Here is a 13689-nt window from a genome sequence, read left to right as displayed (position 1 = left end):
AGGAATTCACCATGGACATGACTTTCGATTTGAATGCACAAGCCAACAAAAATCGCAATACTGATGGGACAACGGAATTCCTTCGCGCCTTGTATCGTTCTGATGATAATGCGGCAATTAGAATGCGCGTAGATGACAGTTGTGATCGGTTTTTGAATGCATCAGATGCATCAGATGGTAACTCGATTTTCGACATATGTGCCAAATTTAAACATTTCGATATGCCCAGAGAGGGTATTTCTCTTGAAGCCTATCTGACCTCCCTTGAGCGCGATGTTCTGCCGCACTGTTCGCACCTTGCATCGCCACGTTATCTGGGCCATATGACCGCACCCATTCCGCAGTTTCTACCTGAAATCGGACGATTGATCCAGACTCTGAACCAGAACGTGGTCAAGATGGAGACAAGTCGCGGGCTCACGTTTCTGGAGCGACAGGTTATCGGCATGTTTCACCGCGAAATCTACCGTGGAAGCGATGTTTTCTATCAACGTTACTTACAGACACTCTCCTCTACGCTGGGCATTTTCACCAGCGGCGGCACACTGGCTAATATATGCGCGGTATGGACGGCGTTGCAGCGCGCTCAAATGAATACGCCGATTGTAGAATCAGACCGGTCGGCAGCAAAGATCCGGCCAGTTATCATTGGTTCCGAATTGATGCATTATTCGTTTGACAAGGCCGCTGAACTTCTAGGTGCCGAATTGTACAAAGTCCCAGTTGATAACCAGTACCAGATCAATCTAGGCGCGGTTGCACAAGCCATTTCCAGCTGTGAATCAGAAGGGCGCCGCGTCATATGTCTGGTGGCTGTCGCTGGATCGACGGACTATGGAAGTGTTGATCCGTTGCGTAAGCTGAGTGAATTAGCCAAGCGGGCAAATGTGCACTTCCATGTGGATGCGGCCTGGGGCGGGGGGCTAGTGTTGAGTGAAAGTAACCGTTATCTGCTTGAAGGCATTGAATTTGCGGACACGGTAACAATTGATGGGCATAAGCAGTTGATGCTGCCCATCGGTTGCGGCATTCTTTTTTTTCGCGACCCTGAATTATCCGAAATCACCATGCATCACGCGCCCTATGCGGTGCGGCCAACCTCTTTTGACCAGGGCAGGTTTACGCTGGAAGGCACGCGCCCCGCAACGGCGCTGTACTTGCATGCAGCCATGCATGTGATCGGTAAAACCGGTTATGACGTGTTATTCAGTGACTCGATGGCCCGTGCGCGCTACATGGCGCAGGCCATCGAGTCGCGCCCTGAGTTTGAATTAATTGTGGCGCCAACAATGAATCTACTGGCTTACCGCTACCTGCCTGAAGAGTACCGCAATTGTACGCTCTCCGCAGAAGACAATGAGGAGATTAGCGCCTTCAATGTCTCGTTGCAAAAGTTGCAACGTCAGAAAGGGGACAGTTTCGTGTCAAGAACTTTCCGGCCTGTACCACAGTACCAAGGTCAGTCTTTGACGCTGTTGCGAGCTGTGCTGCTCAATCCCCTGAGTACTGCTGCGGACATCGATTTCCTGCTGAATGACCAGGTTGCCATCGCAACACAGATAGACGAGAAGGAACACGGGCATGCACAGCAATGATATCGCCATTATCGGGTTGTCTGGTCGCTTTCCGGGCGGTCTGGACGTGCGAGGCCTATGGAATCGCCTCAGAAATTCTGAGTCCTGCATCAAGGGTATTGCACCGGATGCCCTGCGTGGGACGACGCACGAGAAGCATCTTGACGACCCGAACTACATCTTTCGTTGTGCAGTGTTGCCGCAGCCAGAATTGTTTGACGCCGATTATTTCCGCATGAATCATGCCGAAGCCATGATCACGGATCCGCAGCAAAGGGTATTTCTGGAGGTGTGCCACGAAGTCTTAAATCACTGTGGTCTGCCTGATCCGGAAAGCCAGGATATTCGTACTGGCGTGTTTGCCGGAACCAGTGTGAGTATTTACCTGTTGCATAATATCATGGGTTCCACCCAGTTTGCCAACCGGGACATTATGCAGATCCTGATGGGAACCGATAAGGATTTCATTGCGACCAGGGTTGCCTACAAGCTGAATTTGCGCGGCATCTCAATGACCATACAGTCGGGGTGCTCGACATCTCTTGTTGCGGTTCATCAGGCATGCCAGGCTCTACTGAATGGCGAACTCGATCTGGCGCTGGCAGGTGGTGCAACCATTACCGGGCTGGGAGAGGTTGGGTATCTGTACACGCCGGGTGGAGTCAGGTCCTCAGACGGCAGGTGTCGACCCTACGATGCGGATGCCGATGGCACGATATTTGGTGATGGCGTGGGAGCTGTTGCTCTGTGCCGACTGGAAGATGCACTGGCCAATGGCAGTAAGATTTATGCGGTGATCAAGGGCAGTGCAGTGAATAACAATGGCGCCGATTGTGCCGGGTTTGCTGCACCCAGTGTGAGCGGCCAGGCTCAAGTCATACGTGATGCCTTGCATAACGCCGATGTACGCGCCGAAGACGTGGCATTCGTTGAAGGGCATGGAACTGCAACTGCTCTGGGCGATCCGATTGAAGTACAGGCCCTGACGCTGGCGTATGGAACCTCACAGCGACAATATTGTGCACTGGGTTCAGTCAAATCCAATGTAGGCCACCTGGATGTGGCCAGTGGCGTTACAGGCCTCATCAAGGCCACACTGGCTTTGCATGATTGCTGGCTACCCGGGACGCTCAATTTCACACAGCCGAATCCGGCGCTGGAACTGGAGCGTACGCCATTTTTCATTTGTAATACGGGCGCGGCGCTTCCCCGGCACAGGCCGTTACATGCCGGCGTCAGTTCGTTCGGCTTCGGTGGTACTAATGCACATGTAGTTCTTGCGACGCCACCTCGCCGGACTTCTCGGCCATCCCGTCAGGACGCGCTTCTTTATTTGTGGTCAGCCCGTTCGAATACAGCACTGGATCGATACATTGAGACAACCCAGCAAAAGGTCGCGCAGGATCCTTCGATAGACCGTGGGGACGTAGCTTACACACTCGCTCACGGCCGGACACGATTGAAGTGTCGTGCTGCCTTGGCCGGGAACGATCTGCTCTCTCCACAAGCTGGCACAAACCTTGTTCGTGGCCAGTGTTCTGATAAACCGGTTCGGTTAGTTATGCTATTTCCCGGACAAGGCAGTCCATGGAGCAACGTTGCTAAGGACCTGTACCATCGGCACCAGGGGTTCCGCGATGAAGTAGACCGTCTTAGCGCTGAGTTCTCGCCTTTTCTCGGCACGGATTTGCGTCGCTGGCTGTTTCCGCAAGAAGGTGATCGTGTGCAGGCGGACGAATATGCTCAAATGACGCGTTGGAGTCAGCCTGCCCTGTTCGTACTGTGCCTGGGTTTGCGTAGGGTGTTTCAGGAAGCGGGTCTACACGAACAGGTTGTGGCAGGTCACAGTCTTGGCGAATTGATTGGTGCATACGCTGCCAATGCCTTGCCGAAAGCGGAGGCTGCCCGCGTTCTCGATGCACGAGCACGGCTGATGGAAGCGACCGGCTCCGGCGCCATGCTGGCACTTTCCCTGCCGCGCGAGCGGGTCGAAGTATTACTGCATGAGGAAGCAATTCATGCAGATCTGGCTGCGGTAAACGGCCCAATGCAAACAGTTATCTCAGGTTCAAAATCTGGAATAGACGCAGCGATGTCCTACTGTAAAACACATATGATCCGCTGTCGAAAACTGCCGGTAAGCCGGGGCTTTCACAGTTATCTGATGCAGAAAACTCTACCTGAGTGGCGTGAAACGCTCGATTTTGAGCCCGGACCGCTTACTGTCGCGTTGGCCTCGAACGTAAACGGAAGGGTTTTGCCAGTAGGACACGTATTAGATGCAGACTATTGGGTGCAGCATTTGCGTGGGACAGTGGATTTTGCAGGTGGCATTACTGACATAATGCATCAGGCGCAACAGCAGGGCGAAGAGCCGGTATTTCTGGAGGTTGGTCCTGGAAACGCAATGGGCACTCTAGTTCGCATGCACTATCCCTCGGCGTGCGTGATTTCCTGTACCGATCAGAACGATCAGATCACCCATGATTCCGTCATGAAAGCTATCGGTGCAGCCTGGGTAAAAGGCGTGACGTTTGATTTGAATTCAGTCATACCAAAGGGCAATGTGGTTGATCTGCCGGTACCTGCGCTGGATCGCCATGCCTTCTGGATTACTCCCGACGAGGATTCGCAGAACAGACCCGAAAACAGCGCAGCGGCTCCCGACCCGGCCCGCAGTCGACCACCTCAAACCGAATCTGGAATAGACGTGAAAGAAACCATGTTGCAAACATGGAAAAAAATCATCCTGAATCAGGACATCACGGTAGATGACAATTTCTTTGCGCTTGGGGGCGATTCGCTGCAAGCACTTGAGATCAGTCGTGAGCTGGCAAATAGCGGGATATCAATCAAGCCCACAGACATTCTGAAGACGCCGGTGATGAAAGACCTGCTTGTGCAATTGATGAGAGAGGCGAAACAAAGGTGCGTTTCTGAGACTCCGGTCGAATGTTCCACAGTGCAGCCAGCCCAGATGAGTGACGACGAAATGCAGTCCATGCTCCGGCAATTGGGTATGCATGTGGACGTAAATTGAGCCAACAATTGGAAGAATGAATGAGCAACGAAGCTTCTCACACTCAAGCTAGCAAATCCACGGCAACCATTTTGCTCTGCCTGTTTTTGACAGTGATGATGGATCAGGCTGGTGTCGTATTGATTGCGCCTTTGATTCCGGCCCTGCTTGAATCCATCACTGGTGACACCCTTGCACACAACACCGAAATTGCTGGTTGGCTTGTAGGAACTTACGGACTTATGCAGTTTCTCTTCGCACCAATCATGGGGTCCTTGTCAGACAGATTTGGTCGACGTCGTGTATTACTGGTCTGCTTTGCCATCTTTGTCCTTGACTACCTGATTTTTGCTATTGCCGACAGTATCTGGGTATTGTTTCTTGGCCGCGTTATTGCCGGCATCACTGGCTCATCGCTAGTCGTTTCTATGGCAAGTATTGCCGATATCAGTGAGAAGCACAACAAAACTCGCAATTTTGCCTATATGTATGGCGCCATTGGTTTGGGTATGATTGTGGGGCCGGCGATCAGCAGCGTAACCGTTGGCTACGGACTCAGGGTACCGTTTCTGGTGGCGGCACTCATGTGTGCATTTTGCTTTTTCTTTATCCTGTTTGGATTCCGAGAGCCGCTGAGCGACGCAAGCCGGCGTCCTTTCAAAATAGCCAACCCAATGAATTCCATCAATAAGTTTAGAAAATATCCAGGTATGTCCTGGCTGTTTTTGACCCACTTCTGCATATTGCTAGCGTTTCAGGCACCGCTGGTCTTGTGGGCGTTCTTTACTAAATACCGTTTCTCCTGGAATGAGCAGCAAATTGCTAACTCTCTGGTTTTGATTGGTGTACTCATGGTTCTGGTGCAGACAGTGGTCGTGGACTTTGCCTATAAAAAATTGGGTAATCGAAAGTCATGTTTTGTCGGATATGCAATGTTTGGAACGGGCATGTTATTGATTGCTGTGTCAGTTCATCCGTGGTTCTTCTATCTGGCGCTCATTCCATATACGCTTGGGTCTGTCAGCAATGCGGCGATCAACAGCATTTATTCAAATGCGGTGCTGCCCTCCGAGCAGGGCGAAATACAGGGTGCTCTGGTATCTATTGCAAGTGTGGCAAATGCAATCGGTCCGATAGTCGTCAGTTATCTGTATAGCGTTGGCGTGCAAAGCACTTGGACCTATGGAGATGCGCTTCCATTCATCGGGGCCAGCCTGTTGACTGCGTTGAGTGGATGTTTTTTTTATCGAGGCAGTTCTACACTTGTGCGATCAAAGTCTTAATTGATTGCATTTAATAAAAATGCGGAAGACTCGCAGAACAATGAGTTTGGTCGCAGAAGCTGGGTGCAATACCAGACTCTTCAGCTATGGTCTTGCTCCATGTCCTACGTCGAACTCAGTATTGAAGAACGTGTCACTCTCCTGGTGGGCCGTGGCCAAGGCATGAACCCGAGGCAAATTTCCCGGATCTTGGAGCGAGCTCCATCTACCCGTTTCCCGTGAAATACGCCGTAACCAGGCTGAGTTTTCAGGTATCGTTTTGGAAGCTGTTGCTGGTTTTTTTTGGTGTAAGCCCCTGAAACCTTAATACTTTAAGCTACTTTCATTTATACCACGTGAGACATTTAGGTTAGAATATAGCAGCCCAGGCTATTAATATAAATTGCAACAAGTCTTCATTAAAATTAGGTTGTCATTGTGATAAATTCAATAAAAAAAGCCGCCATATTCAAGATGCCTATTTTTACTCTATGGGACCGCAAGACGACTAGTATGTATTTATGCAATTTTTGAAGGAGATGGATGCTTATTTTGTATTGACGCATCCACTTGGGTATGCTTCCGAATCTTTGATGCCTGAGCGTATTGTTGCACCTTGGTACGATTTACTGTGTGCATCGGAAAAGCAGCGAGCTCACGCATTTCGTTCCGATACATTGCGACGTGACTTCATTATAGCGCATGGCCTATTGCGCATGTTTCTAGCCTGGACAATGCTAGAGCCCGATCCGAGTAAGCTGCAGTTTGTTGTGTCAGCGAGGGGCAAACCTATGTTAGATCCTTCGGTGCATCACCAGGCGCCTGAATTTTCTCTTTCGCACAGTCGTGCGCATTTGGCGATTGCTGTTGGCGCTGCCAAGTCAAGTGTAGGCGTTGACGTCGAGAGTTTGCCATTGGAGACGTATGTTGAATTGGCAGATACGGTGTTGGCCGGTCCGGAATACCTTATATGGGAAGCCGCGCCAGCAGATGAAAAGGCTACTGTTTTCCTGCGCTATTGGACTCGCAAGGAAGCCTATTTGAAGTTTACGGGGCAGGGCCTGGTCGATGATTTGCACGAAATAGACACTTCGCAAAAGATAGTCCGGGTAAACGGGCTAGGATCGGGGTGTCGGGTGTGTACGTTGGACCTTGCCCCTGCTAGCCTGGAGTGGGCCAGTAGAGGCGTGTCTGGAAGGTTGCCATCGTCGGTAATCGCTCTGGCGGGCGCTGTACCGCCGAAAGCACTGTTTCATTTTTACTTTCAGGCAGGATCCTTTGTCAGAGCACCAGCATTGGTGGTCTGCTGAATTGAATCGAACAGTTGCAGCATGGTTTGATCGGAAGGATAGTGCGAGTCCTGTTCCTGTACGATGAGTGTTGCATTGGGCAGCAGGTCTACCATGGCCTTTACACTTGAGAATGGAACTTCGGAATCGTCTTTGGCATGCCAGAAGGTCATGGGTAGATTTAGCTGCGTTTGGTCAAGTCCCCAGGGCTGGTAGATTAATTTACACTCGCGGGCCATAGGCAGGCAGTTTTGCTGCAACTGCCATTGCAGCATGTCCAGATAGTCAGCCAGCAGAATCCCGCTTGCATGATATCGGGCATCCCAGGCAGGTGGTGCACTAGGGTCTAAGGAAGTTTGGTCTACGGTCTGTTGGAATTCACGAATGCCTTGTGTGATCAGGGTTCCCAACTCGGCCTCTGGTGTGTTTTGAGAGATATCTCGGTTTTGCTTCAAGGGCTCTTCAATCTCCAGGCCATGTTGTTCGAGAAGATTAATATCGGGAATGCCACTTAATATCCAGACTCCTGCAATGCGGTCTTGGTACCGATTTGCCAATGCATGGGCAAAAGGCGCGCCTGCACACAGTCCGATCACGCCAAATTTAACTATCTTTTCCTGCAGTAGCAGCGGCTGCACTATATCTGCGAATGTCTCCAGTCGTTTGATCTCAGGATCAAGATCTGAGCCATTGAAACCGGGCCTATTGATAGTAATTAGCGCAATACTAAAGCTGGCTGCAATTTCCTTTAGTGGTTTGGACAACGGGTAGGCACCTACTCCACCGTGTAGCATTAGCACCGGGAATCCATGGGCCAGCCCTTCAATACGGTAGCTGACGCGTAGCCCTTTCGCCGTGTGGTAGTGTTTTTGAGCGATGGTGCTTGCGGTATCACTACCCGTTATTTCACTACGTTCTCGCAGATCTATATGTTCGCAAATACGGCTCAACATGTCCTTCATGACATCCGTTTCGCGCAGGAAGAAGTGACCTCCGGGATAGCGGGTGTGACCTGCCCATCGGGTGCTGTACTTTTCCCAATTTTGCATCGCCATAGGCATATTGGTGTCGTCGTCGTCCGCGCCGCTAAAGACCAGCAGCGGAATATCGATTGGGTCAGGAGTTTCTTGCGACAACACATCGTTCATATGGAAGTCGTTGCGTATGATAGGCAAAAAGAAATCCATGATTTCCGTATTTTGCCGAATGTCGTCTGGCAGACCACTGTATTTCGTGACTTCATCAATGAATTGCTCGCGAGGAAGTTCATGGCGCTTACTATCCCGTTCTACATGCTCTGGCGGGGGACGTCCGCTTATGACAAGCAATATAAGTCGATCCAGCTGACCAAGTGCTTTCAGGCGAGCAACGATGCACCATGCGATAGCTGCGCCTAAGCTATGTCCAAACAGGATGAACGGCCTGGTGTCTGCGACGATGGCGGTAGTGATATCATCAACAATCTGATTAGGGCTGTGGGTGAGTGGTTCGTTTATTCGGGTGCCGCGGCCTGGGTATTCGACCGCCTTGACCGTCAGCCAATTAGGCACTGCCTGGCTCCACGCTGCATACATGGATGCGCTGGAACCCGCAGAAGGAAGGCAATATATGCAGCATTCTGCGGTTTGATCGTAATTAGCCAGGGGAAATAGATTGACAACGGATTGAGGGGAATCAAGCATGATTGTGTCCAACAGTTTTCTTTGACAATGTATCGTTTTGAGCGCCATCCAGATAATAGGCCAATTCTCCGAGACGTGGAAATTGGTAAATGATATCGAGCGGAATCTCAGGGCAAGCCAGTGTTTTTCGAAGCTTGAGCGCCGCTGCAGCGGCAAGTAGCGACTGTCCGCGATTGGCGAAAAAGTCGAAATGGCGACCAATATCCGCAACCGATATTTTGAACTGCTCTGAATACAGTTTTGCCAATACCTGTTCTGTTGCGGTTGTGCATGGTTCGAAGGCAACTTTTTGAGCCGTGTTGGTGATCTTCTTCTGCAGCGTCGCACGATCAATCTTCAGATTCCGGTTCAAGGGCCATTCTGTAATAAACTGAATGCTCGAAGGCAACATATGTTCAGGTAGATGTTTCTTTAGCATAGACCGTAGTTGGGTGTTGCTTTGTTGCGAAGCAGTGAGTCCACGGATAAAGGCATGTAGTGAAATGCCAAAAACTTGGTCATTGCTGGTGAGCACTATGGCTTCTCGTGCCTTTAATACTTGGCAAAGAGTGTGTTCGATTTCGCCCAGCTCGACGCGGTAACCGCGGACCTGTATCTGCTGGTCGTAGCGTCCGATGAAATGAACTAATTGGTTGGTGTCGATGTAGCAGTTGTCTCCTGTCATATAACCGCCATATCGGTAAGCACGGTCATTTGTATCGGGCCGATTCAGGTAACCGCCTCCCACACTGGCGCCGTGCAGCCACAGCTCACCAGACACACCACGAGGCACCACCAGCCCATCATGGTCACGCAGGGCAATGTCGACGTTGTCTACAGGCATGCCGATAGCCGTGTTGTGACCAGTTTCATGAACGGCATTGAACAGCGTGATAATAGCCGCTTCAGTCGGTCCGTACAGGTTGAAAAAACGTCGTGTTTCCCCCCACATTCTGGCGACCAGAGGGGGGCAGGGTTCACCGACAGTCATAAGTGTGCGCAGTGTTGGGACTACGTCGAGGGTTAGCGTTGCGGCCATAACCGGGGGTAGGCAGGCGCAACTGATCGCATGCTCTTTGATAAAGTGTTGTACCAAGTCAACGGATGTCTTCATCGTGTCCGGCAATATCTCTAGTGTACTACCGGCAGCGATAGCCAGGGCGGATTCAAGTAGCGATACATCGAAGTTAAGCGGCGCAAACTGCAATACTCGCTGCCCAGGGACATCCATGAGCCGGTCACAAAGATTCATGATGGCATGTACGCTGCGATAGGTGTTGATTGATCCTTTGGGCTGGCCCGTGGAGCCGGACGTATAGATAATGTAAGCTGGTTCGTCTTCGGGAATCTGTTGCGCTGGATCAGTGTTTGGTAGCTGGATGTCCGCAGATTGTGCGTGTAGCGCGTCGTAAGTAACTGTCCTGACAGGTGACGTCAACTGCAAAGCATGCAGTGTTTGAGTGTCGTTGACGATAATTGTTGAAGGGGCCGCATCCTCAATGATAAAACGCAATCGTTCCGGAGGATAGGACGTATCCAGAGGTAAATAGCATGCGCCGCATTCCAAGATGGCGAGCATGCTGCTTAACCCCCTCGCGTCGCGCGGTAAGGCAACGCCTATAATATGGCTGGGCTGCGCACGCAGATTTTTTGCCATGGTCCGAATATGTTGCGACAATTCGGCATAGGTAATCTCGCTGTGCGTGTCGCGGATAGCAACTATGTTGGGTGAATGGAGCGCATTATGATGTATTCGCTGACATAGAGTATCCCGACCCTGGTTGGTGGGGCCGGCCGGTGTGGGGTGAAGCCTGCTGAGGTGGTCGATTGCCTGCATAATCGTTGTTTCTGGTTTGTCAGCCATATATAGAAGCAGATTCTTCAGGTAATGCACCATGTCCTGTGCAATGCCAGGCTGCAGTCGATCGACATGATAGGAGAGCCGGATGTGTTGCAGATCACACTTGGCGACGGCTGGATAGGCGACCCGTTCGGGCGTTTCGTGATTGGTGACGTGCATGACGCTTTCGTCCGAGGTGTCGTTTCCACTGGTGTGGACGAAGCTGTCTGAAATAAGTAATGATTCAAATAGCGGGTTGTCGCTGCCGCTGGTGACATGATCTGGTAAGTGCTCCAGGATGCTTGTCAGCGGTAAAGCCGAATGCACCTGGTAGTCAACCATGTCGCTGCTTAGCGACAGCAAAAATGCCTGTAATGGTGTGTCTCTGTTTATGGTTGCGTTGATCGGGATTGTATTGATCAGCGGCCCCACAATACTCTGGCTGCCGGGCAGATCTAATGGACGTATGGAGTAAGCGCTGCCGAAAGTCACGTTTGAACGAGCGCAATAGACATGTAGAAGGATCAGCCATGCAGCACTGACAAGAATATTGCCTGTGATATGCGCCGATTTGCAGAAGGATTGCAAGCGCACACTTTCTGCCTGACTGAAAGTGTCAGTGAGGAAACGGTAGCGCTCGTCCTGACGCTTGCCTGCCGCGAGCGAACGGGGGAAGATTGTGCCGCTGTCGATCTTACTCAGGGCCTGTGTCCAAAACTGCTTTGCACTTGTGAAGTCCTGTTGCCGGATCCAGTCAATGTATACCTCAAAACCTGCCGGAACTGGAAGCTCAGGTTCCTTGCCCTCAATATATGCCAAGTATCCAAAGGCCATTTCTTCAGTCAGCAAGGTAAAAGACCAGCCATCCATGATCGCATGATGCATGGTGATGACAATATGGCGCCGTTGCGGATTTTCTTCAAGCACTGTTACGCGGGCCAGTGGCGCTGCGTCTAGTTTAAAACCCTTTTGCCCATCTTCTTCGATGAACTGTTGCAGTTGTTTGTCAGCGTGTGCCTTTGTGCCGGGAGCCAACGGTATACGTTCAATGCGCAAGTTTGCTTGATTAAGAACTACTTGCCAGATATCCGACTGGTTTTCCCAAACAAAGGCTGAGCGCAGGGCGGAATGCCTTTGGATCAACCACTGCCAAGTTTGCTCGAATGCATCCAGATCGAATTTTCCGTCGACGGATAAATGGAGTTGTTCGACGTAGAGCTGGTTATCTGTCTGCAATAACGAGCTGTTTAGCAATGCTTTTTGTAAGTCTGATGGTATAAACGTTTTCTTTACGGAAGTTTTTGCCGGTTCGATTGAAGGCATATACGACTCTCCGGAAGATAGCATGATTGACTGATCACAGACATGCCGTAGTCAGGATAAATGAAATTCTTTGCAAGCAAAAAATGCAGCTCGCAATTTGTTCGGGGCGGGCGATAACAACAAGAATTATATCATTTACACTTTTAATAGTATACTATATGATAATAGTTCGCATGTAGATTATCATTATCATCAAGCAGGTCTTATAGTTTGTAGAGGTTTTATACAATCTACTTATGATATGGGCGCAATGCTTTAGGTCTTACGGGTTGAAGCCTCATGACAAGTCAAACACAGATGTTAGGCGAGGAAGCGCCACTTAGCAGCAGTGTTCGGTATTCGGAAAAAGTGTTTGTGCCTCTGATGCTTTTGGCGGGGCCGATAGTGTTATCGATGCTGTTGCAGATGGCCAATAGTTTCGTTGAAACCATGATGGCAAGCCGTAGCGGTATGCAAATGCTTGGCATTATTTCAGTCGGGACACTGATCGAGGCTTTGCCTACGGCATTTGTTAGCGGTTTAGTATACGCGGTCGTGCCGGCGGTGAGCAGAATGAAAGGAGTGGGGGCCACTGCCAGCATCATGCCGTTTCTGTGCCAGGCGATCGTCGTGTCTGTGGGAATTTCGCTGGTTTTCGGCGCGCTCATTGTCGTGTTTAGCGAAAGCGCCATGATCATATCTGGCGTGACACCTGATCTTGCGGATGGGGTCAGGACTTATCTCTATTTCGTACCCTTGTTCATTTTGGGAAATGTGCTCTTCCTGCTGGGTCGCAACTTTGCTGAGGCTTTCAGTTACCCCTTGCTAGTAACCGCGTCGGTGCTGGCTGGGCTTGGGGTAAAAACACTGGTGATCTACGCCATCGTACTGGGACATTTTGGGTTCCCGCAAATGGGAGTCGTCGGGTTTGCACTGTCGAGTGTCGCTTACTATTCAACAATCAATGTGATTCTATTGGTGTTCAGCCTATGGCAGCACGAGATACGTTTGATCTGGAAAACCCCAGTGGGGCTAGAAGACTGCTCTGCTCGCAAGCTGCTGTTTTTTACAAAATCAGGCCTTCCCGTTGCATTCAATTTCGTTTCCGATTTATTTATTCTGAGTATCATGGGCGTTTCCATTTCTTCATTGGGTGTGCAAAGCATCGGGGCACATTCTTTGGCGTTCAATATCTTGGGAATAGCGCTGGTGGGAACCGGCGGTATGGCTATGGCCGCATCTATTCTGATCGCGCGGTCCAGTGGCAGTATGGATTCACGCGGGTTAATTGCCATGGCGGCCAAATGTTTGATTGTCAGCCTGTTATTAATGTTGATGCCGGCATTGCTTCTCGGCTTCTACCCGGAACCTATCCTGCAACTGTATGACCCCGACGCGGCGTTATTGCCGCTGGCGCGGCAACTGGCGCAGTTGCTTCCCTGGCTCCTGATGATCCTGACGACGACCACTGTTGCCGCATTTTTGTTGCGCGGTTTGGACGATGGCGTTGCGGTCATGCTGATTTACTTGGTCGTCTCTTGGTTGGTGTGGCTTCCTTTTGGTTATGTCCTGGCATTTACGGACATCCTGGTCCCGCGTATGGGCGCGGCAGGATGGTGGTACGCCTATCTGTTGAGCCAGTGTTTTCTGGCGATTGTTTTGTGCGCGCGCTTATCATGGGTACTGCGCAGGATTGACAATCGCGTGCCTGAAACTGTGGTGGTCAATGTGGTTTAAACCTT

7 protein-coding genes are annotated in these 13689 nt (G+C 50.7%); 5 read left to right on the top strand and 2 right to left on the bottom strand.

Translation table 11 applies throughout. The features are described 5' to 3' along the window. The first annotated feature begins 11 nt into the window (after positions 1-11). From NDQ72_20755 to NDQ72_20740, 4 genes are all read left to right on the top strand, one after another. Complete coding sequence (locus NDQ72_20755; GenBank protein WKD30468.1) at positions 12-1595, top strand: aminotransferase class V-fold PLP-dependent enzyme; 1584 nt, start codon at positions 12-14, stop codon at positions 1593-1595. Continuing rightward, a complete protein-coding gene (locus tag NDQ72_20750; protein ID WKD30467.1) occupies positions 1582-4614 on the top strand; it encodes an acyltransferase domain-containing protein in 3033 nt (1010 codons plus the stop codon). The genes NDQ72_20755 and NDQ72_20750 overlap by 14 nt, the downstream gene beginning before the upstream one ends. Positions 4615-4634: 20 nt before the next feature. Continuing rightward, the gene (locus NDQ72_20745; GenBank protein ID WKD30466.1) at positions 4635-5876 is read left to right on the top strand and encodes an MFS transporter; all 1242 of its coding nucleotides are present in this window, start codon (positions 4635-4637) and stop codon (positions 5874-5876) included. Between the two features lie 500 nt (positions 5877-6376). Continuing rightward, positions 6377-7165, top strand: coding sequence for a 4'-phosphopantetheinyl transferase superfamily protein (locus NDQ72_20740; GenBank protein ID WKD30465.1), 789 nt, complete (start codon positions 6377-6379; stop codon positions 7163-7165). On the opposite strand, the gene NDQ72_20735 is transcribed toward NDQ72_20740, so the two are convergent. Next, the gene (locus tag NDQ72_20735) at positions 7120-8838 is read right to left on the bottom strand and encodes an alpha/beta hydrolase (GenBank protein ID WKD30464.1); all 1719 of its coding nucleotides are present in this window, start codon (positions 8836-8838) and stop codon (positions 7120-7122) included. The genes NDQ72_20740 and NDQ72_20735 overlap by 46 nt on opposite strands. Continuing rightward, positions 8819-11968, bottom strand: a complete 3150-nt coding sequence (locus tag NDQ72_20730; GenBank protein ID WKD30463.1) for an AMP-binding protein — start codon at positions 11966-11968, stop codon at positions 8819-8821. Before NDQ72_20730 ends, NDQ72_20735 begins: the two co-directional genes overlap by 20 nt. A 279-nt stretch (positions 11969-12247) precedes the next feature. Here NDQ72_20730 and NDQ72_20725 point away from each other — a divergent pair, with 279 nt between their 5' ends. After that, positions 12248-13684: an MATE family efflux transporter gene (locus NDQ72_20725; GenBank protein WKD30462.1), complete on the top strand. Its 1437-nt coding sequence runs from the start codon at positions 12248-12250 to the stop codon at positions 13682-13684. The last annotated feature ends 5 nt before the right edge of the window (positions 13685-13689 follow it).

Origin of the sequence: Halomonas sp. KG2 (assembly GCA_030440445.1) — a bacterium.
In the GTDB taxonomy this organism is placed as follows: Bacteria; Pseudomonadota; Gammaproteobacteria; order Pseudomonadales; family Halomonadaceae; genus Vreelandella.
The sequence above is the reverse complement of the archived record's forward strand: the minus strand, read 5'-3'. Positions and strand labels throughout refer to the sequence as shown.

Coding starts and splice junctions, on each gene's coding strand:
- NDQ72_20755 (WKD30468.1), top strand. CDS start 12: ATGGACATGACTTTCGATTTGAATGCACAAGCCAACAAAAATCGCAAT.
- NDQ72_20750 (WKD30467.1), top strand. CDS start 1,582: ATGCACAGCAATGATATCGCCATTATCGGGTTGTCTGGTCGCTTTCCG.
- NDQ72_20745 (WKD30466.1), top strand. CDS start 4,635: ATGAGCAACGAAGCTTCTCACACTCAAGCTAGCAAATCCACGGCAACC.
- NDQ72_20740 (WKD30465.1), top strand. CDS start 6,377: ATGCAATTTTTGAAGGAGATGGATGCTTATTTTGTATTGACGCATCCA.
- NDQ72_20730 (WKD30463.1), bottom strand. CDS start 11,968: ATGCCTTCAATCGAACCGGCAAAAACTTCCGTAAAGAAAACGTTTATA.
- NDQ72_20725 (WKD30462.1), top strand. CDS start 12,248: ATGACAAGTCAAACACAGATGTTAGGCGAGGAAGCGCCACTTAGCAGC.